Origin of the sequence: Streptomyces nojiriensis, assembly GCF_017639205.1 — a bacterium.
In the GTDB taxonomy this organism is placed as follows: Bacteria; Actinomycetota; Actinomycetes; order Streptomycetales; family Streptomycetaceae; genus Streptomyces; species Streptomyces nojiriensis.
Genome location: NZ_CP071139.1, coordinates 21,005 through 42,841, shown reverse-complemented (window position 1 = coordinate 42,841; position 21,837 = coordinate 21,005). Strand labels below are relative to the sequence as shown.

Here is a 21,837-nt window from a genome sequence, read left to right as displayed (position 1 = left end):
TTTCGACCGGGCATCTCCGTCGGCCGCCGCCCGCAGGTCGCCGCGGACCAGGTGCACGGCTACACCGCCAACGAGGACGACGTCCTCAAGCGGCTGCGCCGCATCGAGGGCCGGGTGCGGGTCTGCAGCGGCTGGTCGAGGAGGACACCTACTGCATCGACGTCCTCGCCCAGGTCAGCGCAACCACCAAGGCGCTGCAGTCCTTCACCCTGACGATGATGGACGACCACCTCCAGTCCTGCGTGGCCGACGCCATCGCCCAGAGCGGCGACACGGCCCAGGAGAAGATCGCCGAAGCGTCGCAGGCGATCGCCCGCATGGTCCGCTCCTGAGCCACCACGGACCTGCTCGGCGATGGTCAGCGCGGTGCGGCCTCGCCGCGTTCGGCGGTGACCAGCCATGAGCTGCTGCGCAGCCACACCGCCCCGTCCGCCTCGTAACTGCCCAGGGCGGCGGTCAGCGCTTGGCGCGCCTGGGCCTGCTGCTGCGGGGCGACCTGGCTGAGTAGATGGCGGCCGGAGCCGGAGTCCAGCAGGAACGCCGCGGCGTCCGCAGCGTCGGCGCCCCACTTCCCCACCGCCTCGACCCGCTGCACCTCCACCCCGCTGAAGCCGCCCGCGGTGACCAGTTCGCGGATGCGGCCGGGATCGGCGAGCGAGAACATGCCCGGACCGCCGGTCTTCCCGAAGCCGCCGAGCGGCAGGATGTCTCTCAGCGAGGCCAGCGCGGCGAGCCACTCGTTGGCCTCGGCCTCGGCCGCGCAGATGAAGGCCAGCCGTCCGCCGGAGCGCAGCGCGCGGTGCAGGTTGGCGAACGCGGCGACCGGGTCGGTGAAGAAGGTCATGCCGTACCGGCTGATGACCGCATCGAACGCCTCGGAGTCCAGGGGGTGGACCTGGGCGTCGCCCTGCACGAAGGCGACGTTCTCCACCCCCTCCCGCACGGCGCTCTCCCGGGCCTTGCCCAGCATCGGCCCCGACAGGTCCAGGCCGAGCGCCCGGCCGTGTGCGGCGCGCCGGGCGGCGAGGCGGGTGGTGCGGCCGGCTCCGCAGCCGACGTCCAGGACGGTGTCGGAGTCGAGGACGGCCGCAGCGTCCAGCAGGGGCTGGTTGAAGCCGTCGTTGACGGCGTCCCAGCGCTCCTGGCTGCGGGCCCACTGCGCGCCCTCGTATCCGTTCCACGCCTCGGCCTGCGCGGTGTTGGCGAAATCAGCCATGGGTGAACTCCCTCCCGCCGGGGCGCGGCGAGGCGCCCCGGCCCTAGTATGGGCAAGTGCCCAAACAGTATGGGCGAACGCCCATACTCGCAATGGGCCGAGGGGAAGGGACCGTTGTGTCACCTCGTGGAGTGGCGATTCCGGATTTGCGCGAGCGGTTGTTCGTGGCCGCGGAACGAGTGGTGGCCCGCGACGGCGCCGCGGCCCTGACCAGCCGCGCGGTCACCGCGGAGGCGGAGTGCGCCAAGGGCGTCCTGCACACGCACTTCGCCGGCCTGGACGAGTTCGTCGCCGAGCTGGTCCTGGACCGCTTCGCGCGCAGCGCCCGCCAGGCCGAGGCCCTGCAGGCCCGAGTGGGGCGGTCCACGGTCGCGGAGAACCTCCAGGAGGTCGTCCTGGCCCTGCTGGACTCCCTGCCGCCTGCGGTGGTGGGTCTGGCGATGACCCGCCCCGCGGCCGCGTCGCACACCCGGGAGGGCTTCCGGTCCGGCGCGCCGGCGTTCGATGCGATCCAGCACGCCGTCACCGCCTACCTCCAGGCGGAACAGCACGCCGGCCGGATCCCGGCAGGCAGCGACACCGCCGCCATCGCGCTCGCCCTCGTCGGCACGACCCACCACCTGCTGATGACCCGCAGCCCCGGACAGACCGCCGACACCGGGGCGACCACGCAGCGGCTGCTGGCCGTACTCCTCGGCTGCTGACCTGCACGCCTGCGCCGCCGCTAAGGCGATGGCCCGCGGCGGCCAGGCCCGCGACAGGGTGGGGAGGCGCGCGAGGGGGGCGCCCGGATGGTCCACTCCTGAACGCGCGGATCCGGCCGCTCCTACGATGAACCTATGATCGCCGCCGTTCAGCGCACGCCGAGCCGCCGCCCTGCCGGGCGCGGCTTCGTGCTGCTGGTGCTGGCGGTCCTGGCCGGCGTCCTGGCCATGCACGGCTTCGGCCCGACCCCCGTGCCCGCCGCCCCAGGCCCGACACGCCGTACAGGCTGACGCGCCTCACGGCGCCCCCGGCTCCCACGTGCATGAGGCCGTGACGGACGGGGCGTGCTCGCACTCGGCCGGCGGCACGGAACACCTGGACCACGCGGACGGGACGTGCGCGGCCGCGGGTGTCGGCTCTGCGTACGCGCCGCCGCCGTTGGCCGCGGCTCTCGACGCGCCCCCGGCGCCCTCGGCCCTGCCGGGCAGCGCCGAAGCCGGTGCGTGGAGCGGTCGGGCGCCGCCTGATCTGGCTGAGCTGCAGCTTCTGCGGATATAGAGCCGCCCGCACGACCTCATGCCCCCTGACCGGTGGCGGGTTCGTGCTGCGAGCTCTCTTCATCCGTTCCATGCGCGTGCCCGCTGACCGGGCCGCGCAGCAAGGAGTAGCACCACCATGATCAGCAAGCGTTCCCTCCTGCGCCGCAGCGCCGCTGCGACCGTCGCCGCGTCAGCCGCCCTCGTGCTGGCCGCCTGTGGCAACGGCAACGACGCCTCGGCCGGCCACAACGGCCACACCGCCACCTCGCCGTCCGCCTCCGCACCGCTCTCGCAGGGGCAGCACAACGCCGCCGACGTGGCGTTCGCGAAGGGCATGATCCCCCACCACCGCCAGGCCATCGAGATGGCCGGCCTGGCGCACTCGCGCGCGCAGTCGGCCGAGGTGAAGAAGCTCGCCGAGGACACCAAGAAGGCCCAGGACCCGGAGATCAAGACCCTGTCGGGGTGGCTGACCTCCTGGGGCGAGCAGGCGCCCGCCGAGGGCGAGATGGACCATTCCGTCCACGGCATGGCCGGGATGATGAGCCCGCAGGAGATGGAGAAGCTGACGAAGAACTCCTCGGGCGCAGCGTTCGACACCGCCTTCATGGAGCTGATGATCAAGCACCACGAAGGCGCGGTGGAGATGGCGAAGACGGAGAAGGCCCAAGGCGTCTGCCCCGACGCCAAGACCATGGCGGACGCGATCGTCACCTCCCAGTCCGCGGAGAACGAGCAGATGAACAAGCTCCTCGGCAGGAGCTGACCCCCACCGGCCGGGCAGGGGCGCCGTACGCCGTCCCTGCCCGGCCCCTCGCGCACCCCTTCCAGCGCACCCGCGGCCGTCGCCGTGGAGCAGCCCGAGCCCGGCTTGCTCATCGCCCTCGCCGCCGACGGCCGGATCCTCACTGCTCCACCGTCGCCGGTCAGCGGCGAACTCTGATGCGGACTTCCCGTGGAGGGGCCAGCACGCGGGTCCTGCGAGGTGGGAGTTGATGGCCCGAAACGGGCTGCCGCGCGCACGCTGGGGCTGAGCGGGCTCAGCCGCCGCCGACGAGCTCCCGGGCCCTGGCCACGACCTCGGGCGTCGCCGTGGCCAGGGAGCCGCTGTCGTACGGCGGCTGGGGGTCGTACTCGGTGAGGAGCTGAATGGCCCGGGCGGTGAGTTCGTCGCTCAGCAGCGTGCACAGCCCCAGAGCCAGGTCGATACCGGCGGAGATCCCGGCCGCCGTGATGATCCTGTCGTGCCGGACGACGCGTTCCGCGGTGTAGGTGGCGCCGAACGTCTCCAGGTCGTCCATCGCCAGCCAGTGGGTGGTCGCGGTCTTCCCCTTGAGCAGCCCCGCTGCCCCGAGGATGAGCGCTCCGGTACAGACCGAGGTGGTGAAGCGGGTCGTCTCGTGAATCCGGCGCACCCAGTCGATGAACTCCGTGTTGTTCAGCATCAGGCGCGCCCCCGCACCCCCCGGAACGAGCAGTACGTCGCAGGACTCGACCTCCGTGTACCGGGTGCGCACGTCCACCCGCATGGCGCCCAGGACGTCGGCAATCCGCCCCGGTTCGGGCGCGACGAAGCGCACCCGGACGTCGGGGACGTTCGCCAGGAGCTGGTACGGGCCGATGGCGTCGAGCGGCTCGAAGAGCCTGAAGAGCGGGATCACGATGTCCATGCCGGGGAGACTATGCAGGCATCTGCGTTGGCCGAGGACGCATCGCGGACACGCCCAGGCATGCGCGGCAAGTTAGCGAGAACGGGTGCCGGGCCGCCTCAACCCGGCTCGACCAGCCGGCCGCTGTGCTGCCGTCGCCCGGTGCACAGCATCGGGGCATCCGGGGATGGCTGGACCGGTTGCGCGGTCGAGCTCATCGCGGGCGGAGGAGCAGCGCCCTTGCCGACCGGGGGGTTCTGGCGTTCGAGCACGCCTTCGCCCTGCCGGTGGCGGTGGCAGCGCCGCAGGCCCCCCGGGGGCGGTCGCTCACTGAAGCCACGTTCGGGGAACGCGACCCGAGGGCGCACGGGCACACCTACGGGCAGACACGGTTCACCAGGGAGCAGCAGCTGACTGCTGCCGTTCTGGTGGGCGGGGACAGGCCGTCCACACCCTGGCAGGGTTCCGGCGAAACCGAAAGGCGCTGACCGCCGCCACCACCGTATACCCCCATGAGGTATACGGTGGTGGTGTGAGCCCGCGGGGACGGGGTCACACTGAATGGGATTGGGGATGACGGTCATGGACCACAGCGCACACCACACCAGCACCGCCCACGACCACGCCGCGCACCAGCCGCACGCAGGTCACGCCGGGCACCGGATGGGCGGGGTGTCCTGGGGGACCGCAGCCAAGGCGACGCTGCACTGCCTGACTGGATGCGCCATCGGCGAGATCCTCGGCATGGTCATCGGCACCGCCCTGATGTGGAGCAACGTCCAGACGATGATCCTGGCGATCGCGCTGGCCTTCGTCTTCGGCTACTCCTTCACCCTGTTCGCGGTCCGCAAGGCAGGCCTCGACTGGAAGAGCGCGATCAAGGTGGCACTGGCCGCCGACACCGTCTCGATCGCGGTGATGGAACTCGTCGACAACGGCATCATCGCCCTGGTCCCCGGAGCGATGGAGGCCCACCTGTCGGACACGCTGTTTTGGACCACGCTGCTGGGCGGTCTCGCCGTGGCCTTCGTGATTACGACGCCGGTCAACAAGTGGATGATCGGCCGCGGCAAGGGTCACGCCGTCGTCCACGCCTACCACTGACCCCAGCCGCAGGGCATCGCGCCCGGTCGCACCCCACGGTGCGGCCGGGCACGTTCGTGTCTTCGGGCGTTAGCTGGAGGTACCGGGGCTTCAATGGCGGCCGCCCCGGATCCGCCGTCCTCGCGATGCAGGCGCACACGATCGAGGGCATCACCGAGGAGCAGGTCCACGCGTTCGCCGAGGAGATCAAGAAGGCGGGTCCGGACACCTTCGACATGGCCGCACACGAGAAAAAGATCAAGCCGAAGTACACGGGGACCTCCCGCGGGCCGGCCGGGAAGCTGCTGCATTCGGTCGCCTCGGCCATCATGAGGGCTCAGAGTGAGGTGAACGAGGCCAGGTTCCAGGCGGGGATGAAGCGCTTGCAGGCGCGCCAGGACCAGGTGGGCCGGACCTCCCACGGGGTGGTCCGGTTCGGTGACGACGGACGCCTGGGGGTCAACGGGGTCGCGCCGGAGTACCAGTGGAACGAGGACAAGAAGAAAGAAGAGAAGACCATCGGCGCCGACTGGGCCCCGCGCACGAACCCCGCGCTGTGGGTGAAGGTCGTGGACGGATGGGCGAAGGACGGGCACTGGGGGGCCACCTCCAGGTCACCTGCCGTACCGAGAACGGCACGTGGATCGACTCCACGGACGGCTGGATGAAGCCGAAGTCGACGAAGGGCGACCCGGTCAGCTTCTACGACATGGGCGACTGGTACGAGATCTGGCAGGGCACCCGCGACAACGGTGGTAAGCCGCTGGTGATCCACAACAATGCGCTGCGGTTCGTGAAGGACGCATCGCCGGCCAAGTCCAACGTCCTGGAGGGCACGCAGAGCTGACCAGCCCGCTGACGTGCCAGCGCAACGACAGCGCCTGCCTCCGGCATCGGGAGGCAGGCGCTGTCGCCTTGTACGTCAGCTCTCTCGGTGATCTTGGTGTTTGAGTGGGCGTAGTGATCGCCGCGCAACGCAGTCCGAAGCCGCTCGCTGCCATGCTTCGGCCGGCGGTTGCCACGGGGATGCAGTGGCGTTTCGGCGGTGAACCGAGGCGCTCGGGTGGGTGAACCGGGCCGGTGAGGCCTGGTGCTGACGGTGCGGGGGTCGGTACAACCAGGCCATGATGATCTTGAAGCGGTCCGCTGTCGCGGCCGCCGCGCTCACCCTGACCCTGATTCTTCCCACGGCCGCGCACGCGGCTACACAACCCACCGCCCTCGCTCCGGCCGTGGCGGTCGTGCCGCAGGTGCTGCCGATCGGGGTCGCGGTGTCCGCGCTGCCGCTCGCGGTCGAGGACCGGACTGGCTAACAGCGGACCTCCTTCCGGCACTGGAACGCCGGCGACATCCCGGCCGACGGCTGCAACACCCGCCAGGAGGTCCTCTTGGCCGAGGCGGTCGTGTATCCGGAGATCGGGCCGGGCTGCACCCTGACCGGGGGTGTGTGGTGGTCGTACTACGACGAGCGGGAGGTGACGCCGGCCGGTGCGCTGGACATCGACCACATGGTGCCGCTCGCCGAGGCCTGGGACTCCGGGGCGTCGGCGTGGACGGCGGCGCGGCGTGAGGCGTACGCGAACGACCAGGGCCAGCCGGCCTCGCTGGTGGCGGTGACGGCCCGCTCGAACCGGTCGAAGGCGGACCAGGATCCGGCGGAGTGGCTGCCGCCGGCGCCGGATGCGCTGTGCCGGTACGGGGCGGAGTGGACCGCGACCAAGCTCCGGTGGGGTCTCGCGGTCGACGAGGCGGAGAAGGACCGGCTGCTCGACATCGCGGCCGGCTGCGGCGGGACCGACGTGGAGTTCACCCCCGCCCCGTAGAACGGCCCGAAGGTCAGGGCCGCCACGTAGGTGGCGGCCCTTTGCCGTGCTCCTGGGCTGCTCGTGATCGCGGCGTGGCCGGGCGGTCCAACGACGTGCGTTGTTGGGTCGGCGGGGGTGTGGGTGGCGGCTCGGGCTGGGCAGTGTGCCGGCGGGATCGCGGGTGACGCGGAGTCGAGGAGCGACCGGTGGCCGGCCCCGGATGCGTGAGGCGGGGCCGGTGACACCGAAGGCAGGGGCGGGTCGAGGGACGGGTTCACCGCTTGGCTGTTGCGGCACGTGACGGGCCTCGATGCCCTCGCGCACGTACAAGGCGCGGCTGGGCCCCGACCCGGGAGGGGGTCGGGGCCCAGCCGCTGTTCAGCTGTGCGCGGCCGCGGTCAGCGGCGGAATGCTCGGCGTGGGCCTTGCTCTTCTCCGTGCCCGACATCGGGGACCTCCTCGTTGCTGTACCGGGTTGGTCGTGACCGGTCGTCTGCTCGCGATCGCCGATCGCAAACCCCACCGCGGCTGGGCCGTTCGACGTCCTCGCGAGGGCGATCGTTGCGCCGGGTCCGCGCGTACTGCTGCCCGCCTGCAGGAATAAGTAACCCGTAAAAGTCGTGTGCATGGCCGGGCAGCTGCCGGGCAGTCGGTGCTGCGGAGGTTGATAACTATGGTTCCCCTGCTTCTCGTTCTTCTGCTCGTTCTGATCCTTGCCGGTGCCGGCTTCGCGGTGAAGATCCTCTGGTGGGTCGCGCTGGCGGTGCTGGTGCTGTGGCTGATCGGCTTCGTCGCCCGCCCGAAGGGAAGTAGCGGCCGCTGGTACCGCTGGTAGCCCGGCAGCGAACCGACTGCCGGTCGCGACCCATGGCCTGTTGCACCCCATCACGAGGGGGAGCAACAGGCCATGGTCGTGTCCGTCGTGGCCGTGACCGCGCACGGACCGGATGTGCGTAGGGGCGTGTATCGGGGTAGCCGGGAAGTGGCCGGGCCGGTCGTCGTGACACAGCAGGGAACCTGCTGACCTCCATGAACGGCGGCCGTCCCGGTCCGTCGCTGCCGCTTACCTGTCGTTCGGGTGTTCCCCGGCGCCTGCTGGAGGGCTGTGGCTGCACCGGGCCAGGCAGGGTCTTCCCGGGGGAAGAGGGCAGCCGCCCCGGTGATCTGCAGCAGGCGTTGGAGCTGGGGAGCGGGGTTCGCCAGATGGATGGTGGCGCCCGCCTCGACCGCTCGCAGCCGTGCGGCGATGAGGGCGTTGAGCCCGGAGGAGTCGCAGAAGGTGACATGGCTGCAGTCGGCCACGACGCGGTCGGCCCGGGACGTGGCGACGAAGGTGAGAGCGTGTGCCAGAGCGCGGCTGAGCGACGGCGCGGTGTCGATGTCGATCTCGCCGACGGGCCGCACGACGGCCGCGCGCCCGAAGATGTCGACACCGGGTATTGCTTCGGTCTCCCGGTCGGGTCGGTGGGATCGCTCGGGTCGCTCGGACACGGGGTTGCCTCCTCGGACTACGGCCCGCACGCCGTGGCCGGCGTGCGGGCGGGTTCAGGAGTTGCGCTGGTCGTTGCTGTCCTGACGGAGCTGGTCGGTGTGGCGGGTCACGGCGTCGATGCGGTCGGCGAGTTCGGCGTCGCCGGCTCCCAGGTGCGGTCGGGTGCCGGCCAGGGGGCCGATCAGGCCGGCGGCGTCGTCACCGCCCAGGGCCTGGTTGAGTGCGCCGACGGCTGCCTCGGCGCCCGGGGCGAGGTCGCTGAGGGAGGTGACCTGGCCGGCGAGGCGGCGCAGGTCGGCTGCGTTGTCGCGGGCCCAGGCGGTGACAGTGCGGTCGGCGGCCCGCGCGTCGCGGGTGGCCTGCACGCGCTGTTCGCCGGTGCTCCCGGCTGCGCCGGGACGCAGCCGGAGGTAGCGGCGTTCGGCTGCCTGGCGGCTGGCGACTCCGAGGGGGCCGGCGAGCTCGGCCCAGCTGGCGCCCTGGGTGCGGGCCGTTTCGATCAGGACGCTTTCCCAGCCGGTGAGCCGCTCACGGATCTCGCGGAGCATCTGCAGGGCGGCCAGGGCCTGCTCCGGACCGGAGCCTTCCGACGTCGTGGCCGCCATCTCCCCGGCGGAGGACCGGTGTGCCTTCTCGATGGCCTGGTGGATGACCTCCAGTGCTGCGGCGGCGTCCGGGGTGAGGACTGGTGGGACGGGGTTAGCGATCTCGTTCACGGCGCCTCCGAAAGCTTGTCATCCATAAGGCGACATCCTGCTTGTCATCGTTTCGATGACATGCTACAACGGGAGCACGTTGAAGCGCATTGGCAGTTTCTGCCTGAACCAACTGGAGGTGTTTCGCGATGTTGATGCGCACCGACCCGTTCCGCGAGATGGACCGGATCGTCCAGCAGCTGTCGGGTACGTCTGGGACCTGGTCCAAGCCGTCGGTCATGCCGATGGACGCCTACCGCGAAGGCGACGTGTACGTGATCGCCTTCGACCTGCCCGGGGTGAGCCCCGAGGCGGTCGACATCGACGTCGAGCGGAACATGCTGACGGTCAAGGCGGAGCGCCGACCGGCCGCCAAGGGCGACACCGTGCAGATGGAGCTCTCCGAGCGGCCCCTGGGTGTCTTCTCCCGCCAGATCATGCTCGCCGACACCCTCGACACCGAGCGCATCCAGGCCGACTACGACGCGGGTGTCCTGACCCTGCGGATCCCGATCGCCGAGCGCGCCAAGCCCCGCAAGATCAGCATCGGCGGAGCGGCCGACCGCAAGCAGATCTCCGGCTGACCCCCCGTACCAGCCGGCAGCGGAGGGCGGGGCAGAGCCAATTCCCCCTCCGGCACCCCGCCCTCCGCACCCCCTTGGCCCCCTCACCCCTTTCCGGAGGTGATGTGATGTCGATGCGCAGGGAGGCGTTCCTGGCCCACGTCCAGGAACGAGGCGAGTACGAGACTTTGCAGGACGCCGACCGTGTGGCCCGCGTCGTACTGGCGCTGCTGGGCGCGCACCTGGTGGGCAGTGTGCGGGCCGAGCTCGCCGCCCGGCTCCCCGAGACGTACGCCCTGATCCTCCTCAATCCGCTCCAGGCCGCGGAGCCGCTCTCGCCGGAGCGGTTCGTCCGCGCGACTGCGGCCTGGATCGAGGGAGCCACCGAGACGACGGCCCTGTGGGACATCGGCGCCGTCCTGTCCACCGCGGCCGCCGCCGCGGGTGATGTTCTCACCCGCGAGGTCCTCCTGCAGCTCCCGCACGGCTACGACCTCCTCTTCGGCCACCCCCAGCCCACCTGAACACCACCGGCCGAAGGCCGGATCCTTCGCAGAGAAAGGCAACCGCAGCCATGTACGACCAGCCTCGACCGAACCGGGCCACCCCCGCCATGACGTTCGACCAGATGCTGGAACGCGTGCGCTACGAAGGCGCCTACCCCACCCGCGAACGCGCCGAGAAAGCCGTCCGCACCGTCCTGGCCGCCCTCGGCCGGCAGCTCACCGGCGACGAACGCGTCGACCTCGCCCAGTGCCTGCCCGTCGAGGCCGCCCTCACCCTGACCGCCCAGATCCCCGACACCGAACACCTCACCGGCTGGGGCTTCGTCAAAGACCTCGCCGAACGCACCGGCGCCACCCCGGCCGTCGCCCGCTGGGACACCGGCGCCGTACTCGCCGTCGTCGCCCGCCTCGCAGGACCCGACCTCCTCGCCCGGATCCTGCGCCAGCTCCCCGACGGCTACGCCCTCCTCTTCGGCCAGGCAGAACTACGCCGGCCCGAGCCCGCTGCCTGACCCCGGCAGCAGCGTGCACGAGCAGGGCCGGGACGGCTCCGGCGGTCCCGGGCCCGTCGATGTTGCGCGCCCACAGCTCATCGCGCTGAAGTCGCTTCACCGGCGGGGGTCGGCCACAGCCGGCGGCCGGGCCCACATTCGGCCCCTTTCACTCGCGGCCCTTTGCCGTGCTCCTGGGCTGCTCGTGATCGCGGCGTAGCCGGGCGGTCCAACGACGTGCGTTGTTGGGTCGGCGGGGGTGTGGGCGGCGGCGCGGGCGGGGCAGGGTGGCGGGCGGGAACGTGTCGGAGGGTGGTGTGTTGGTGGAGTGGGACTGGTGGACGGTGGAGTTCGGGGACACGCACGCGGGCGCGGCGGGTGCCCTGACCAGTGGTGGTGAGCCGGGGCCGGTGTACTTCGACGTCGGGAGCGGCCCGAACGTGCCTTCCACGATGCACTGGTCGGCCTACGACGGCCGGCACCGCCGGCCACGCGCCGAGGCGCTCCGGGCGGTGTGTGCGTGCGGATGGCGCGGTGCCGCCGAGTACCCGCTGGACTGGGATGCGATCGGCGACCGGCCGTTGTAACGAGGTGGACGTCGATTTGACCGGGCCGCTCGCGGACTGGAACGCTCACCTGTCCCTCGTCCGTGACAAGGCGGCAGCGCTCCCCGAGCCGCTGGCCGCGCTCCTGGTCGAGGTCGCCGAGCGGCTGACCGCCACGACCGAGGGCGCGCCTCTGGCCGCGCTGCGCGCGATCGGGGTGTTAGAGCGGATCGCCGCGCATGTCGGGCGGGAGGCGGCCGGCGTGCTGGCGGAGGACGGCGTGTCCGCCGAAGCGGTGGCCACCAGGCTCGGGACTACCCGCTCCAAGGCCCTGATGCTCCTTCTGGCCGCGCAGGACGGATGACAGCACCCGGTCGGCATCGGCGTACGTGGCTCCGAGCGAGGGGTGCGAGGCCCGCCACGGGACGGGATTCATGTGCGACCAACGGACTCGCGTACGAAGAACTCCGCAGAACGGCTGTTACTTGATCCACTGGTCCGGTCGGGTGAGGCGGCGCAAGAGTGCGCCCGGTGGTGCGCCGGAGCGTGTCGGCCCTGGTGTCCGGTTTGTGTGGCGGGTGGGTGTAGCGGTCAGTGAATGTCAGGGGCACGTTCGGGCGGAATGCGTGCATCCGGCAGGCGAGTGTGACGGATATGTTCGTGTCCGGTAACCGGCGTCGGCGGGGGCTGCGGCGGGGTCCGTGTCGGGTCGAGAGTGTGGCCCTCGGCTCAACCGGGCCGATCTCGACAAGTGCCTTCACCACCCTGTTTCGGCTGGTGGGGCGCTGTTCTTGAGGGAGCGTCACCCATGTCTTCTGCTTCTTCCTCCGTACGCCGTATCGCCGCCACCGTCCTGGCGGCCGGCGCGATCGTCTCCGCTGCCGCGTTGCCGGCGTCCGCCGCGGACGGTGACCGTCACCACCAGCAGCGTCCGCGGGTGGAGATCAGCCGGGTCCAGGCCGACAGCCCCGGGCGTGACGACCGCTCGAACCGCTCCCTGAACGCGGAGTGGGTGGAGATCACCAACACCACCCGCGACGCGATCAACCTCCGGGGCTGGACGCTGCGTGACAGCGACGGCAACCGCTACCGCTTCGACAGCGTCCGCCTCGCAGGCCGCGCCACGATCCGGATCCACACCGGCAACGGCCGCGACACCCGCACCGACCTCTTCCAGGACCGCCGCGACTACGTCTGGGACAACCATTCCGACACCGCCACCCTGCGCGACGGCCGCGGCCGCACCGTCGACACCGAGTCCTGGGGCCGCCGCCGCTAACACCCACCACGCGTAGGACGCGCGCCATGCCGCGAACCTGCGTCAGGTGACCCACTCGCAGCCGGACCACGCGGCAGCCAGCCGCTGACCGGCACGCGAGCACGGGCCGTCGCCCCTACCGGGCGACGGCCCGCACTGCTGCGTTCGACAGGCGGTCCGAAGGGGGCCACCCGCGGTGTCGTCATGACCGAAGGCGGTGACGGCGGTGAGGCGCCAGTCCTCCTCCCTGGTGGCTGTCCCGGTTCGTTCGGACCGCTCGAAGGCTGACCAGGCACCGGCCGGGCGGCTCCCGCTGTCCGCGGCCGGCTGGGGACGTTCACGTGTACGGCGACAGCACGCACCCGGCGGGGTTCCTTGGTGACCGGCGCGACCGGGAGGACGCTGGTGGCGTGACCAGGAAGATCGTTCGGCGGTGCTCTCAGTGCGGCAGCGCGCTCCCTCGGGAATCGAGGAGGTCGCGTCGGTACTGCACAGCGACCTGCCGCACGAGGGCTTGGCGGCAGTTGTCCGCCCGTCGGGCCGCCCTCGACGCCGGCGGCGAGGCGATAGGGGCCCCGCTCGCAGGTGATTCCTGCCCTTGGCCGCGGTTCAAGTGCGCCGAGTGCACCTCGGCCTGGTACTCCAGCGGTGCGCCATTCGGCCTGCGGAAGCGGTCGGGCAGCCGGTACTGCTCGTCGAAGTGCAGGACGATGGCATGGCGCCGCCGCCAATCCGGTTCAGAAGACGTCACAACATGCACCTCCCCGCTGTGAGCGTCCCCCTTCGCGGCCGTCGGCCAGCGGATGACGAAGGACGAGCTTCCCTGATGCGCCGACGGCCCGTGTACGGATGGGGATGGCTCGACGGAACGCACGGTCGCCCATCCTGGCCGTCCCGGCCGAGGGGACGGTCACCGCGTTCGCCGAGGACGGGCCACCGTGGTTCCGACCTCGGAAGGACACAGGGCTGTTGGACCGATCCAGGAGACGCATCGGTCACGCTTGGCCCGCCGACCGGTCACGGACCCCGGTGGGCAAGCCGCGCGTGCCGGTTCGCCCCGGCTGGAGGGCTCCTGGTGGCGCCGCGACTGCATGGCGACCTGGTCCTCGACGGCTCGTCGTGTGGGATCCGCATGCGGGCCGACTGCCGTCCGAGGCGTTACGGCGCTGCCCCGCGCCCCGGCGCAGTACGACAGGTGCCAGTGCTTGCAGCCCTCGTAGCGGTTGGGCAGGCGGCCTGCTCACCCATTCGCCCTGGGCCTTGACGGTCATCGTCCCCGACTGTTCGGGCGAACCGCGTTCCAACCCGTCCCTTCTTCCACCCGGCGCGGGCATCCATGGGCAGGACGAAAGGGAGACACACGATGCCGCTCTATCTATCGAGGTTCAGTTACACACCGGAGACTTGGGCGAGGCTGACCGTCCACCCCGAAGACCGCGCGAAGGCCGCTCAGGCGTACATCGAATCCGTCGGTGGAAAGCTCCACGGCTTCTGGTACGCCTTCGGCACGCACGACGGCTACAACCTCTGGGAAGCTCCGGACAACGTGTCCATGGCCGCGGTTGCTCTGGCGATCAGCGGAGGTGGCGCGCTCAGCTCGTTCGAGACGACCGTTCTCCTGAGCGTCGACGAAACGCTGGATGCCCTGCGCAGGACCCAGCAAATCCAGTACCGGGCTCCTGGCGGGTAACGTCCCGCGAGCAGAACCTGCTGCCTCAGCGGGACCGGTTCGATGACATCCACGACATGGTTGATCTGCCCCGGCTGACCAAGCACCTCATGCGCGCCTTCAATCTGGCGGGCAGTGGCAGCTACGGCCGCGACGGCCGGTGACTCCCGAGGGCTGTGCGAGCACATCCGGGGTGCCCTCGCAGGGTGGGTGCCCAGGATGCTCGGCGGCCAACGTCCACGGGGTCGGTGTCCGGGCCGGCCGAAGTGGCGCGAATGGTCGGCGCCGAATTCTGGCCGGGTTGTACCGCGCCGGCTCCGGTACCCCGGAAGGGGTATTCGTGAAGGTATGCAGAGGCGCATACTCGAAGGCATGGCAGACACCACCATGAAGGTCGACTCCGAGACCCGGGACCGCTTCGCCGCCGTCGCCGCCGCCCAAGGCAAGAGCGTGCGCGCCTACCTGGCCGAGCTGGCCGTCGAAGAAGAGAACCAGCTCGCCCTCGGAAGGGCGACCGCGGCCTTCCGGGAGGCCGTGAGCAAGCCGGGCATCGCCGAAGCCTTCGACGCCGCGTTCGGCGGACTCCCATCGTCCGCGAGCACGCGCCGGGCGGCCTGACCCTTGGAACTGCACATCGACATCCGGTGGCTCCTGGACCGGCAGGAGGAACTCCTCGGCAAAGATCTAGGGATCCTGGACTACTCGGGTCTGGTCGCCGCGGTGGCCCGCCACCGCGTGAACACCCTGATGCTCGGCGACGAACCCGACGCGTACTGGCGGGCCGCAGCACTCCTGGAACAGATCGTGCTTCTGCGCCCGCTGCCGGCCCGCAACGAATACTTCGGATACGGCGTCGCCGCCGCCTACATCCGTGCCTCTGGCAAGACCGTGGACGACGCGTTCGAGCCGTGGCACGCCCTCATCACCGACATCCGCGCCCTTCGCCTGAACATCTACGACGTCGCCGACCGACTGCGCTCGCTGCGCCTCACTTCCTGATTGGCGTCTTCGCCGGGCGAGGGCCGCCGCCCCATCTTGGGAAGGGGCACGGATCGCGTCGGCAGCGCGAACGATGCGGTGAGCGGGTAGTGCGGCCGGCCCGGTGACGAAGTGGCACCCCGGTGGCGGGGGCCGATCATGTGACGGGCTGCTTCCGTCGGGTCCGTTGCCCGAAGGCGGCTGTCTGAGCGCCGATGCCGGGGGGTCGCCGCACACCTCGTCCCGGCCGGGGAGGGGCCGAGACCGTGGGGTGTCCGGGTGCCGTACGGATCCGGGCGGCAGCCCGTCGTGCGGGCTCGCCTGCCGCATGACGCCAGGAGAAGGGCGGCGTTCGGCGGGGCCCGTTCCGGAAGCACCCCACCCCCAGGCGGGCAGCTTCCGGTACGCGTCTGGCCGTTTCCTGCGGATCATCTGATCGTTGGTTGATGTGTGTCGTTGACTGATGCCCAGTGGACACGGATCGAGCCGTTGCTGCCGGACCGGACGCCGAAGCGGGGCGGTCGGTGGCGCGATCACCGGAAGGTCATCGATGCGATCGCGTTCAAGTACCGAACTGGGACACCGTGGATGGACCTGCCCGAGCACTTCGGGTCGTGGGTGCTTCGCGGCGCCCGAGCGGAACGCGGGACGCCTCGGCGGTTACCGGAATCGACCCGCAGGAGCCTCGCACGAGCCGTCGCGGCTGAGGGCTCGGCGCCGCCAGGGCAGGGTCTCTGTACCTCGCACCGGAAGAGCGGGATACGACCTGGCAGCAGTACAGCGCCGACACCGGCGATCTCGGCGCCTGGTCATCCCGCACCACGTACGTACGCGTCTGGCGCCGTACGCGAAATCCTTGTGCATGTGAGGGAGGGGACAGGGCAGGCGGCCTGTCGGAGGTGAAGACACATGGTCCCCTTGCTGCTCGTTCTCCTGCTCGTCCTGATCCTCGTCGGCGCGGGTTTCGCGCTCAAGATTCTGTGGTGGGTGGCGATCGCTGTCCTGGTGCTGTGGCTCATCGGCTTCGTGGCCCGCCCGGCGCGCGGCGGCGGACGCTGGTAGCCGCTGTCCTCGACGTCGCGGCAACCAGCGACGCCGCCGTGCGCAATAGTCAGGTTTCGTCTAATTTGGGCCGAGTTGAGGCATCCCACCAAGGAGTTCACATGGCTGACAAGGGAAAGATGGACCAGGCCAAGGGCAAGGCCAAGGAAGCCGCAGGCAAGATCACCGGCAGCGACCGGCTGAAGGCTGAGGGCAAGACGGACCAGGCCAAGGGCAAGGCGAAGGAAGCCCTGAGCGAGACCGAGGAGCGCGCCCGCGGCATCCAGGACTCCCTGCGCGACAAGCGCGACAGGACCTGAAGCCGCCCGCCGAGTCCTTCGCGGCTCGCGGGTGACCACGATGCGGCCCCCGGCGCTCCGGCGTCGCGGGGCCGCGTCGTGTTCCCGGTGCGGCCCCGCGCCATCGCCCCCCTCCCATAGGCCGAGGCAAATGATGCGGGCCCCCACCCCCTGTGGCACGTTCGGAGCGGGGAGGTTCGTTCTCCGCACCGATGCCGCACGCACGAGAGAGGTCCCCCTGATGGACGGACACGACAAGGACATCCCGGTGGCCGAAGTGGTCGTGGCGGTCGGCGATTGCTCCGAGGAGGACGCGCGCGCCGTCCTCGACCTGCTCGAACGTTCCTTCTTCGCGGAGCCTGGGGCGGGCGGAGCGGCGCAAGGCGGCCGGGCTGCGACCGTGTGGAGCGCGATCCTCGACGCGGCGAAGCCGGCCGAACCGGCCGAGCGCCAGGCGGCACCCGTACGGGTGAAGGGCGCGGTCAGCGTCACCCTCCAGGGAGGCCCCCGTGCGGTGCAGCGGGTACAGGCCGCGCTCGTCGGCAACTTCACGGTCGAGGACATGGGATCCGTGTCGGGCGACCAGGAGCGAGAGGTCGCACTCCGCATCCGCTCCTGAGGGATCGAGCGCGGCCGTCCGGCCACGCACGCCCCGTGTACGGGCGCCGACACCGGGCACGCGGGGTGTATGACCGTACCCAAGACAGCCGTTCTCGTCCTCGACAGCGCCGAGCCCGAGCTGCTGGCGCAGTTCTACGCCGAACTGCTCGGTGCCTCGGCAGGACCCGCACCGGGTGACGGGGAGCTCCACATCGAACCCCTCGGAGCACCCTGACTGCTCCGCGCCCGGTGACGACACACACCCCAGGACGTCCCTCCCTCGGTGGGTAGGCGTACGGCGGGGGACACGTCGAAGGGGTCGGTCACCCGGGTGAGGGCGACCGGCCCTTTCGGTCGGCGCGGGCGACGTGCATCCGGAGTTCGACCGGGCCGACGTCGTACAAGCCGTTTCGCCGCTGTTCGTCGTGTCCGCGGCCGACTCGGTCCAACTGCACCGGTTGTTGGGGCGGTGGGGGTGTGGGTGGGTTCGTGGGCTGGGCAGGTCCGTAGGCGTGATCCGGCCGGTCTGTCGGCGGGAGCGTGGGGGAGGGCGGTGTGCTGGTGGAGTGGGACTGGTGGACGGTGGATTTCGGGGACGCACACGCCGGCGCGGTGGGTGTACTGGTCGGCGGCAGCGAGCCCGGCCCGGTGTATTTCGATGTCGGGAGTGGCTCGGACGTGCCGTCGACCAGGCGCTGGTCGGCCTACGACGGCCGGGCCCGCCGCCCGCGCGCCGAGGCCCTCAGGGCCGTGTGTGCGTGCGGATGGCGCGGCGCCGCCGAGTACCCGCTGGACTGGGCGACGGGCGGCGACCGGCCCCTGTACGAAGCGGACGTCGACCTCACCGGACCGCTCGCCGACTGGACCGCGCGCCTGTCCGTCGTCCGCGACAGGGCGGTACCGCTGCCCGAGCCCTTGACCGCGCTCCTGTTCGAGATCGCCGAGCGGCTGAACGTCACGGCCGCGGACGCGCCGCTGGCCGCGCCGCGCGCCGCCGGTGTGCTGGAGCGGAGCCGCTGGCGGGCCGGCGCCGTCTGGCAGACTTGACCGCATGTCAGAGGAGACCCCACCCACCCCCGGGCCCGTCCTGTGGTACCCGGTCGACGGTCTTGGCGACAGTGTCGAGGCGCGGTGGCAACGGCTGCGCGAGCGGATCGGTGTCCAGGACCTGTCCGGCATTCGGGAACTGGTCGAAGCCGCCTTCGCCGAGCCCCGGCTGCGCGTGCTGTCCCCGGGGACCAGTGCCTATTGGCTCCGCTTCAGTCGTCGGGCCACTCCGCCGATCTGCTTCGACCTGCCGCTGGTGCGGCCGCTGGGAAACGACCACTACGAGGTGCGGACGTCCGACGGCGGTTTGCAGGAGGCCGCGGGCGCAAGGGAGGCCATCTCCCTCGTGGTCGCCGCGCTGCCGGCAGACGTCCGTACTCAGCTCTAGGCCGTGTCCGCAATGTCGATCGGTCGTTACTCCGTTCGTGGTGCGACGTCATGAACTGACCGATCAGGCCTGGGAAATCATCGGACCGTTACTGGCTCCGCCCCGGATGGGACGTCCGGTGCGGGACCGGCGGCAGGTCCTCAACGGCATCCTGTGGAAGCTGTCCACGGGTGCTGCCTGGCGGGACCTGCCCGAACGGTATGGGCCGTGGAAGACGGTCTACGAACGGTTCCGCCGCTGGTCGGCGGACGGAACCTGGGACCGGCTCCTGGCCCACGTCCAGCAGCACTCGGATGCGATCGGCGAAGTCGACTGGTCGGTTGTCTGCGTCGACTCGACGATCGTGCGGGCCCACCAGCACGCTGCCGGAGCCCGAAAAGGGGGCCCTGGACCGGTGAGGCACTCGGCCGGTCCCGAGGCGGACTGAGCACCAAGATCCACCTCGCCTGCGACGGCCGGGGCCGCCCTCTCGCGTTCACGCTCACCGGCGGGAACGTGAACGACTGCACGCAGTTCGAGCCGGTCATGGCCCGCATCCGCATCAAGCGGTGCGGGCCGGGCCGGCCCCGGACCCGACCGGAACGGGTGGTCGGCGACAAGGGCTACTCATCCCGCAAGATCCGCTCCTACCTGCGCAAACGCGGGATCGCCTGCACCATCCCCGAACGCGTCGACCAGATCAGCGGACGGCGTCGACGCGGAGAGAGCCTGTGCCGTCTCGACCGTGAGGTCTACCGGCGCCGCAACGTCGTCGAACGCTGCTTCAACAGGCTCAAGCAGAACAAGGCCCTCGCCACCCGCTACGACAAACGAGCCCGCCACTACAAAGCCCTGGTCACCCTCGCCTGCCTGCGACTATGGCTCCCCGGCTGACATTGCGGACACGCCCTAGGACCAGGTCGCCACGAAGCAGCTGACGCTGTCCACGGTCCCCGGCACACAGGAGGCGGTGGTCGAAGCAGACCCGGGTCGGCCCCGTCCAGCAGCTGCCAGGGCGAGCGGCCGCCCCCACCAGCTCACGGGCGAGGCCCGCGGCTAGGTCCGGGAAGAATCCGTCCAAGTCACCGCTGGCCAGCGCGGCGGCGATGGCTGCGTCGATTCCTCGGCCCGCGGGTCGGGGTGCCGGTCTCCGTCCGCGTCGGCGTGCGTGGGACCGTTGCCCCATCACCAGCAGCCTCATGCGGTCCGCCCATTTCGCCAGGTGAAGGCCATTCTCGCCGTTCGTGGGCACCAGTGCGGGCGTCGTCCACTTCGTAAGCACACACCGGACCGGTCCAGACCTTGATGATTTACGTCTGGTGGTGCGAGGCCGAAACCTACCCGACCCGGCCCCGGCCGCCCACTAGGCTCGAAGAACCAGCAGCCCGCCACCCGCTACGACGTGGGATGCGTCCTTGCTACCGGCGAGTCCTACACTCGGCCCTCACACCACAAGGTTGGCACCAAGCCCCGGCGCACTGGTTGAACGTCAGGCCTAGACTCTGACGATGATCGAGATCCTCGACAACCTGGACGTGCTGTCCCGACCACACCTCGACCTCACGACCGTCGAGATGGGCGGCACGGCGCTGGGAGCACCAGCCACCAGCATTCCACGCCGGATCATCGTCCAGGCCCAGTCCTCCGTAGTCGCCCGGTACCGCGGCGGGACCAACATCGACAGCGAGTACTACGACGCCGACGGGCGGCGGCTGACCCTCGACGAGGTCGTCGACCACGCTGCTCAGTCAGACGGGTTCTTGTACTGTGCCGACAAGCTCACCTACAAGATTCGAGCAGGGGCCGTCGTCGGCTTCGCGATCTACGGACCTCAACTTTCCCATTTCGCCCACCTGACCTCGTACGAGGATCTCCTGGCCGTGTTCGGCACACCCGACAGGGCGCACGAAGACGAGGCATACGGCGACCTCATGGGCTACGACAACTACTACTGGGGCGCGCAGAAGCGTGTGCGGTGGGATGCCTGGGACGACCGAATAAGCCTGATCAACCTGGGCGCTGTTGAGGGCAACGCAGGCCCGTGACCTTGCCGGATCCAGGCTACGCGAGCGTGCTCCGGCTTGACCTTGATGCTGACTGCCTGTCCTGGAACCGTCGTACTGAGGTTAAACGGCAAGCTCAGGGCCGGCGGGCGGGGTGGTCCGCCACGGCGTCGCCTGTGTCGGGCCGGGTGGGGCCTGCGTCTGCGCGCGGCACGACTGCGGCGGCGTGGTGCCCGTCTCCTGGTGCGCCGAGCACGGCGACGCGGTGGGGCCGGTGTTGGAGTGGCACCCCGGCGGCGGGATCCGTTGTACTGACCTGTCCCGGTCACGCGGCCTTGCGGCCGTCGCTGGGCGGGCAGACTGACCGTCAGCCGGGTCTGGGCTGCGGCATCCATCAGAACCTCCACGGCCCAGGCCACGGCGTTCTACGGTGGCGGTAGCACCCCGCCGAGGAGGAGCCGATGAGCGCCCAGCCCGACCACACACCCGTACCCGCCGCGGCGTACGCGCCCGCACCCGGTGCTCCGGCCGAACTCCTTGCCCGGCTCCGGGCGGACCGGCGTGCGGAGCGGTGGGTGCCGGCGTTCGAGCGGGAGTGGGCGGCCGCGTTGGAGGAGTCACGCCGGACGTTCTCCCTGAACACCCTCTACGAGGTCGTCCACGTCTGGCAGGCCCGACTCGCCTCCGCCCCCGCGGTCGATGCCTTCGTGGCGTCCGGCCACGACGAGACCGAGTTCGTGGACATGGCCGAGGTCCGCGGCCGGCGGCGCCGGTGAGCCTGCCCGCGTACGCGGTCCGACTCTCGACACCCGCCGCGAAGGTCCTCCCCGAACTCCCCGAGCACGCCGAAGAGACGGTCTGGGACCTCCTCGACGCGGCCGCGGCCGACCCGTGGGGCTTCCGCCAGTGGGACCCCGACGACCCTGAAGGCGAAGACATCCGCATCGCGTCCGCGGGCCGGCTGTCCGTCGTCTACTTCGCCAACCACGTGCTGCGGCACCTGTCCGTCCTGGACATTGTCTGGCTCGGCTAGGTCCCGACCATCTCTGTCCCTGTACGCGTCCGCTGACGGCGTGCGCACGGCGAAGGAGGGCAACAGTCAGGTTGCCGGACTTCTGGTGCACGACGGTTCGCGGGTGACCTGGATGACCTAGTGGCATTGCTTGATAGGTCGACCTGATAATCGATCTGGTGGCGGTGGTCCCTCTGGCTGTCGCCGGGATCTGGTCTCGGGTGTTCGTCGGGTGCTGTCGGGGAGTGTTGTCCGGCCGTGAGCGTGGCAGAGG

Annotated in this window: 30 protein-coding genes and 3 pseudogenes; 29 read left to right on the top strand and 4 right to left on the bottom strand. The window is 70.7% G+C overall.

All coding sequences use genetic code 11. The annotated features are described in order from the left end of the window. Nucleotides 1–122: 122 nt before the first annotated feature. Nucleotides 123–332 (top strand): metal-sensitive transcriptional regulator, encoded by a 210-nt coding sequence (locus tag JYK04_RS00250; protein ID WP_373317554.1) that lies wholly within the window; start codon nt 123–125, stop codon nt 330–332. A gap of 26 nt (nt 333–358) precedes the next feature. On the opposite strand, the gene JYK04_RS00245 is transcribed toward JYK04_RS00250, so the two are convergent. Beyond that, on the bottom strand, nt 359–1,216 hold the full coding sequence (locus tag JYK04_RS00245) for a class I SAM-dependent methyltransferase (protein ID WP_189747493.1): 858 nt from the start codon (nt 1,214–1,216) through the stop codon (nt 359–361). Between the two features lie 116 nt (nt 1,217–1,332). Between JYK04_RS00245 and JYK04_RS00240 the strand changes: the two genes are divergently transcribed. From JYK04_RS00240 to JYK04_RS00230, 3 genes and pseudogenes are all read left to right on the top strand, one after another. After that, the gene (locus JYK04_RS00240) at nt 1,333–1,920 is read left to right on the top strand and encodes a TetR/AcrR family transcriptional regulator (RefSeq protein WP_189747495.1); all 588 of its coding nucleotides are present in this window, start codon (nt 1,333–1,335) and stop codon (nt 1,918–1,920) included. A 135-nt stretch (nt 1,921–2,055) separates the two neighbouring features. Next, nucleotides 2,056–2,479 (top strand): annotated as a pseudogene (locus JYK04_RS42250) (DUF6153 family protein). Between the two features lie 117 nt (nt 2,480–2,596). Then, the gene (locus tag JYK04_RS00230; RefSeq protein ID WP_189747497.1) at nt 2,597–3,226 is read left to right on the top strand and encodes a DUF305 domain-containing protein; all 630 of its coding nucleotides are present in this window, start codon (nt 2,597–2,599) and stop codon (nt 3,224–3,226) included. Between the two features lie 274 nt (nt 3,227–3,500). Here the strand turns inward: JYK04_RS00230 and JYK04_RS00225 are convergent, their stop codons facing one another. Beyond that, a complete protein-coding gene (locus tag JYK04_RS00225; protein WP_189747499.1) occupies nt 3,501–4,130 on the bottom strand; it encodes a DJ-1/PfpI family protein in 630 nt (209 codons plus the stop codon). Between the two features lie 561 nt (nt 4,131–4,691). Here JYK04_RS00225 and JYK04_RS00220 point away from each other — a divergent pair. The 5 genes and pseudogenes from JYK04_RS00220 (at nt 4,692) to JYK04_RS00200 (ending at nt 7,832) form a co-directional block, all read left to right on the top strand. Beyond that, complete coding sequence (locus JYK04_RS00220; protein ID WP_189747501.1) at nt 4,692–5,213, top strand: DUF4396 domain-containing protein; 522 nt, start codon at nt 4,692–4,694, stop codon at nt 5,211–5,213. Nucleotides 5,214–5,338: 125 nt separating this feature from the next. Beyond that, on the top strand, nt 5,339–5,860 hold the full coding sequence (locus tag JYK04_RS00215) for a hypothetical protein (protein WP_189747504.1): 522 nt from the start codon (nt 5,339–5,341) through the stop codon (nt 5,858–5,860). Next, nucleotides 5,857–6,039 (top strand): hypothetical protein, encoded by a 183-nt coding sequence (locus tag JYK04_RS00210; protein WP_189747506.1) that lies wholly within the window; start codon nt 5,857–5,859, stop codon nt 6,037–6,039. Before JYK04_RS00215 ends, JYK04_RS00210 begins: the two co-directional genes overlap by 4 nt. A gap of 277 nt (nt 6,040–6,316) precedes the next feature. Continuing rightward, a pseudogene (locus tag JYK04_RS00205) lies at nt 6,317–7,015 on the top strand (HNH endonuclease family protein). A 655-nt stretch (nt 7,016–7,670) separates the two neighbouring features. Then, nucleotides 7,671–7,832, top strand: a complete 162-nt coding sequence (locus JYK04_RS00200) for a hypothetical protein (RefSeq protein WP_033226271.1) — start codon at nt 7,671–7,673, stop codon at nt 7,830–7,832. A 50-nt stretch (nt 7,833–7,882) separates the two neighbouring features. On the opposite strand, the gene JYK04_RS00195 is transcribed toward JYK04_RS00200, so the two are convergent. Both JYK04_RS00195 and JYK04_RS00190 read right to left on the bottom strand, forming a co-directional pair. After that, a complete protein-coding gene (locus JYK04_RS00195; protein ID WP_268254186.1) occupies nt 7,883–8,488 on the bottom strand; it encodes an STAS domain-containing protein in 606 nt (201 codons plus the stop codon). A gap of 54 nt (nt 8,489–8,542) precedes the next feature. Further along, a complete protein-coding gene (locus JYK04_RS00190; RefSeq protein ID WP_189747507.1) occupies nt 8,543–9,205 on the bottom strand; it encodes an HSP18 transcriptional regulator in 663 nt (220 codons plus the stop codon). Nucleotides 9,206–9,333: 128 nt separating this feature from the next. Between JYK04_RS00190 and JYK04_RS00185 the strand changes: the two genes are divergently transcribed. The 20 genes and pseudogenes from JYK04_RS00185 to JYK04_RS00090 all read left to right on the top strand — a co-directional run bounded on the left by JYK04_RS00185 (nt 9,334) and on the right by JYK04_RS00090 (nt 21,584). Further along, a complete protein-coding gene (locus JYK04_RS00185) occupies nt 9,334–9,768 on the top strand; it encodes an Hsp20/alpha crystallin family protein (protein ID WP_189747509.1) in 435 nt (144 codons plus the stop codon). A 107-nt stretch (nt 9,769–9,875) separates the two neighbouring features. Beyond that, a complete protein-coding gene (locus tag JYK04_RS00180; protein WP_189747512.1) occupies nt 9,876–10,271 on the top strand; it encodes a DUF2267 domain-containing protein in 396 nt (131 codons plus the stop codon). Between the two features lie 50 nt (nt 10,272–10,321). Continuing rightward, nucleotides 10,322–10,765 carry a DUF2267 domain-containing protein gene (locus JYK04_RS00175; protein ID WP_189747514.1) on the top strand — a complete coding sequence of 148 codons (444 nt, stop codon included), beginning with the start codon at nt 10,322–10,324 and terminating at the stop codon, nt 10,763–10,765. Between the two features lie 296 nt (nt 10,766–11,061). Beyond that, nucleotides 11,062–11,331 carry a hypothetical protein gene (locus JYK04_RS00170; protein WP_189747515.1) on the top strand — a complete coding sequence of 90 codons (270 nt, stop codon included), beginning with the start codon at nt 11,062–11,064 and terminating at the stop codon, nt 11,329–11,331. Between the two features lie 4 nt (nt 11,332–11,335). Beyond that, complete coding sequence (locus JYK04_RS00165) at nt 11,336–11,653, top strand: hypothetical protein (RefSeq protein WP_189747518.1); 318 nt, start codon at nt 11,336–11,338, stop codon at nt 11,651–11,653. A 444-nt stretch (nt 11,654–12,097) separates the two neighbouring features. Beyond that, nucleotides 12,098–12,568 carry a lamin tail domain-containing protein gene (locus tag JYK04_RS00160; protein WP_189747519.1) on the top strand — a complete coding sequence of 157 codons (471 nt, stop codon included), beginning with the start codon at nt 12,098–12,100 and terminating at the stop codon, nt 12,566–12,568. Nucleotides 12,569–13,910: 1,342 nt separating this feature from the next. Then, entirely contained in the window at nt 13,911–14,237 is a 327-nt protein-coding gene (locus JYK04_RS00155; protein WP_189747521.1) for a GYD domain-containing protein, read from the top strand. Between the two features lie 351 nt (nt 14,238–14,588). Next, nucleotides 14,589–14,834 carry an antitoxin MazE7 gene (locus JYK04_RS00150; RefSeq protein ID WP_189747523.1) on the top strand — a complete coding sequence of 82 codons (246 nt, stop codon included), beginning with the start codon at nt 14,589–14,591 and terminating at the stop codon, nt 14,832–14,834. Between the two features lie 3 nt (nt 14,835–14,837). After that, nucleotides 14,838–15,215, top strand: coding sequence for a toxin Doc (locus tag JYK04_RS00145; protein ID WP_189747524.1), 378 nt, complete (start codon nt 14,838–14,840; stop codon nt 15,213–15,215). A gap of 429 nt (nt 15,216–15,644) precedes the next feature. After that, the gene (locus tag JYK04_RS00140) at nt 15,645–16,097 is read left to right on the top strand and encodes a transposase (RefSeq protein WP_229876904.1); all 453 of its coding nucleotides are present in this window, start codon (nt 15,645–15,647) and stop codon (nt 16,095–16,097) included. Between the two features lie 6 nt (nt 16,098–16,103). Further along, complete coding sequence (locus JYK04_RS00135; protein ID WP_189747528.1) at nt 16,104–16,256, top strand: hydrophobic protein; 153 nt, start codon at nt 16,104–16,106, stop codon at nt 16,254–16,256. Nucleotides 16,257–16,357: 101 nt separating this feature from the next. Beyond that, entirely contained in the window at nt 16,358–16,555 is a 198-nt protein-coding gene (locus tag JYK04_RS00130; protein ID WP_189747530.1) for a CsbD family protein, read from the top strand. A 220-nt stretch (nt 16,556–16,775) separates the two neighbouring features. Further along, complete coding sequence (locus JYK04_RS00125) at nt 16,776–17,153, top strand: hypothetical protein (RefSeq protein WP_189747532.1); 378 nt, start codon at nt 16,776–16,778, stop codon at nt 17,151–17,153. 69 nt (nt 17,154–17,222) lie between these two features. Beyond that, nucleotides 17,223–17,369 carry a hypothetical protein gene (locus tag JYK04_RS42245; protein WP_373297537.1) on the top strand — a complete coding sequence of 49 codons (147 nt, stop codon included), beginning with the start codon at nt 17,223–17,225 and terminating at the stop codon, nt 17,367–17,369. Nucleotides 17,370–17,689: 320 nt separating this feature from the next. Next, complete coding sequence (locus tag JYK04_RS00115) at nt 17,690–18,181, top strand: hypothetical protein (RefSeq protein WP_189747534.1); 492 nt, start codon at nt 17,690–17,692, stop codon at nt 18,179–18,181. Nucleotides 18,182–18,185: 4 nt separating this feature from the next. Beyond that, nucleotides 18,186–18,569, top strand: coding sequence for a DUF6193 family natural product biosynthesis protein (locus JYK04_RS00110; RefSeq protein WP_189747536.1), 384 nt, complete (start codon nt 18,186–18,188; stop codon nt 18,567–18,569). 40 nt (nt 18,570–18,609) lie between these two features. After that, nucleotides 18,610–19,442, top strand: a pseudogene (locus JYK04_RS00105) (IS5 family transposase). Nucleotides 19,443–20,056: 614 nt separating this feature from the next. Continuing rightward, nucleotides 20,057–20,593: a hypothetical protein gene (locus JYK04_RS00100; RefSeq protein WP_189748574.1), complete on the top strand. Its 537-nt coding sequence runs from the start codon at nt 20,057–20,059 to the stop codon at nt 20,591–20,593. 419 nt (nt 20,594–21,012) lie between these two features. After that, nucleotides 21,013–21,327 (top strand): DUF6247 family protein, encoded by a 315-nt coding sequence (locus JYK04_RS00095; RefSeq protein WP_189748571.1) that lies wholly within the window; start codon nt 21,013–21,015, stop codon nt 21,325–21,327. Then, on the top strand, nt 21,324–21,584 hold the full coding sequence (locus tag JYK04_RS00090; protein WP_189748568.1) for a hypothetical protein: 261 nt from the start codon (nt 21,324–21,326) through the stop codon (nt 21,582–21,584). Before JYK04_RS00095 ends, JYK04_RS00090 begins: the two co-directional genes overlap by 4 nt. Nucleotides 21,585–21,837: the final 253 nt, after the last annotated feature.

Excerpts from the sequence above, each read along its gene's own strand:
- JYK04_RS00225 (WP_189747499.1), bottom strand. The coding sequence starts at position 4,130 with ATGGACATCGTGATCCCGCTCTTCAGGCTCTTCGAGCCGCTCGACGCC.
- JYK04_RS00215 (WP_189747504.1), top strand. The coding sequence starts at position 5,339 with ATGCAGGCGCACACGATCGAGGGCATCACCGAGGAGCAGGTCCACGCG.
- JYK04_RS00180 (WP_189747512.1), top strand. The coding sequence starts at position 9,876 with ATGTCGATGCGCAGGGAGGCGTTCCTGGCCCACGTCCAGGAACGAGGC.
- JYK04_RS00200 (WP_033226271.1), top strand. The coding sequence starts at position 7,671 with ATGGTTCCCCTGCTTCTCGTTCTTCTGCTCGTTCTGATCCTTGCCGGT.
- JYK04_RS00100 (WP_189748574.1), top strand. The coding sequence starts at position 20,057 with ATGATCGAGATCCTCGACAACCTGGACGTGCTGTCCCGACCACACCTC.
- JYK04_RS00135 (WP_189747528.1), top strand. The coding sequence starts at position 16,104 with ATGGTCCCCTTGCTGCTCGTTCTCCTGCTCGTCCTGATCCTCGTCGGC.
- JYK04_RS00150 (WP_189747523.1), top strand. The coding sequence starts at position 14,589 with ATGGCAGACACCACCATGAAGGTCGACTCCGAGACCCGGGACCGCTTC.
- JYK04_RS00160 (WP_189747519.1), top strand. The coding sequence starts at position 12,098 with ATGTCTTCTGCTTCTTCCTCCGTACGCCGTATCGCCGCCACCGTCCTG.
- JYK04_RS00155 (WP_189747521.1), top strand. The coding sequence starts at position 13,911 with ATGCCGCTCTATCTATCGAGGTTCAGTTACACACCGGAGACTTGGGCG.
- JYK04_RS00220 (WP_189747501.1), top strand. The coding sequence starts at position 4,692 with ATGGACCACAGCGCACACCACACCAGCACCGCCCACGACCACGCCGCG.
- JYK04_RS00175 (WP_189747514.1), top strand. The coding sequence starts at position 10,322 with ATGTACGACCAGCCTCGACCGAACCGGGCCACCCCCGCCATGACGTTC.
- JYK04_RS00185 (WP_189747509.1), top strand. The coding sequence starts at position 9,334 with ATGTTGATGCGCACCGACCCGTTCCGCGAGATGGACCGGATCGTCCAG.
- JYK04_RS00130 (WP_189747530.1), top strand. The coding sequence starts at position 16,358 with ATGGCTGACAAGGGAAAGATGGACCAGGCCAAGGGCAAGGCCAAGGAA.
- JYK04_RS00245 (WP_189747493.1), bottom strand. The coding sequence starts at position 1,216 with ATGGCTGATTTCGCCAACACCGCGCAGGCCGAGGCGTGGAACGGATAC.
- JYK04_RS42245 (WP_373297537.1), top strand. The coding sequence starts at position 17,223 with ATGACCGTACCCAAGACAGCCGTTCTCGTCCTCGACAGCGCCGAGCCC.
- JYK04_RS00125 (WP_189747532.1), top strand. The coding sequence starts at position 16,776 with ATGGACGGACACGACAAGGACATCCCGGTGGCCGAAGTGGTCGTGGCG.
- JYK04_RS00095 (WP_189748571.1), top strand. The coding sequence starts at position 21,013 with ATGAGCGCCCAGCCCGACCACACACCCGTACCCGCCGCGGCGTACGCG.
- JYK04_RS00210 (WP_189747506.1), top strand. The coding sequence starts at position 5,857 with ATGAAGCCGAAGTCGACGAAGGGCGACCCGGTCAGCTTCTACGACATG.
- JYK04_RS00230 (WP_189747497.1), top strand. The coding sequence starts at position 2,597 with ATGATCAGCAAGCGTTCCCTCCTGCGCCGCAGCGCCGCTGCGACCGTC.
- JYK04_RS00110 (WP_189747536.1), top strand. The coding sequence starts at position 18,186 with ATGTCAGAGGAGACCCCACCCACCCCCGGGCCCGTCCTGTGGTACCCG.